The 821-nt window shown below is 39.6% G+C and carries 1 protein-coding gene; it reads left to right on the top strand.

Going from position 1 to position 821, the window contains the following annotated elements; all coding sequences use genetic code 11:
• The coding region (locus tag H4O20_RS13215) for an IS110 family transposase (RefSeq protein WP_185099571.1) at positions 1-707 on the top strand (707 nt) is incomplete at its 5' end.
• Positions 708-821: the final 114 nt, after the last annotated feature.

Raw genomic sequence — 821 nt, 5'->3', positions numbered from 1 at the left:
CCAAGGTAAAGACCGACAAGAGCGATGCAAAGGCCATCTGTGAGTATGCTCTGGCCAATGAGGTTCCTCTTTACAATGCGCTGACCAATGTACAGGCCGAGTGCTTGCAACTGTTCCGGTTAATGGACAGTTATCTTAAAAAGCGTACTGCTACCAAGAACAAAATGCACGGTGAGGAAACTTTGGGTATCCCTTCAAAATTTGTGTACCGTTCTTTAAAGCGTGATAAAAAACACTTGGACAGAGAGCTTGAAGGAATAGAAGCACGACTGCTGGAATTGGTAAAACAAGAGCAGCAGCAACAGCTTACGCTTCTGCAAACCGTTCCTGGCATTGGTGCCAAGACAGCTTTATTTTTAATTGTGATAACCGATGGTTTTTCCAAGTTCGAGACGGGAGCACAGCTTTGTAGTTACGTGGGTATAACGCCAACAATTAGGGAGTCTGGCAGCAGTGTGCGAGGACGTAGTAGGATTAGTAAAGTTGGTAATAAAAAACTTCGCAACTTGTTATTTCTTTGTGCCTTTAATGCCTGTAAACACAATAAAGCGTGCCGTGAACTCTATGAGCGCATTGTTCAAAAAGGTAAAAGTAAAAAATTGGCGCTTATTGCAGTGGCAAATAAGTTGTTAAAACAATGTTTTGCTATCGCAAAATCGGGTTTACCATATGATGCAGAATTCGTTTCGATTCTTACAGTAAAATAATTGTGCCTGAAATAAAAAAGAGCTTACGGATCTATTCTTTCTATCTGTAAGCCTAGAATTATATTGTCAAAAATTAATAAAGAAATTAGTTGTTTTTTATCTCAGTTCTTTGTT

The organism is Aequorivita sp. 609, assembly GCF_014212065.1.
GTDB classification, from domain to species: Bacteria; Bacteroidota; Bacteroidia; order Flavobacteriales; family Flavobacteriaceae; genus Aequorivita; species Aequorivita sinensis.
Note: the sequence above shows the minus strand (reverse complement) of the source record. Positions and strands in the feature narration are given on the sequence as shown.